Source organism: Psychroserpens mesophilus (assembly GCF_050617655.1).
GTDB lineage: Bacteria > Bacteroidota > Bacteroidia > Flavobacteriales > Flavobacteriaceae > Psychroserpens > Psychroserpens mesophilus_A.
Genome location: NZ_JBODQC010000578.1, coordinates 1 through 229 on the forward strand (window position 1 = coordinate 1; position 229 = coordinate 229).

Consider the following 229-nt stretch of genomic DNA (forward strand, 5'->3'; position numbering starts at 1 on the left):
TCCGGGGCTGGGCGCCGGTATCCACGGCGGGCCCAACGTCATGAAGATCCTGCGCCGCATCGGCATCGAGGACGCGCTCAACGCCCAGGGTTCGCATCCCGACTACTGGTACAGCCGCCACGGCATGACCGGCGACGTGCTGGCGCGGATCCCGCTGGGCGACTACGCCGTCAAGACCTATGGCGCGTCCTACCTGACGGTGCATCGCGGCGACTTCCACGCCCTGCTG

1 pseudogene is annotated in these 229 nt (G+C 69.0%); it reads left to right on the forward strand.

Annotated features, from left to right (window positions below):
• A pseudogene (locus tag ACRHNM_RS18500) lies at positions 1–229 on the forward strand (hypothetical protein); the annotation flags it as partial.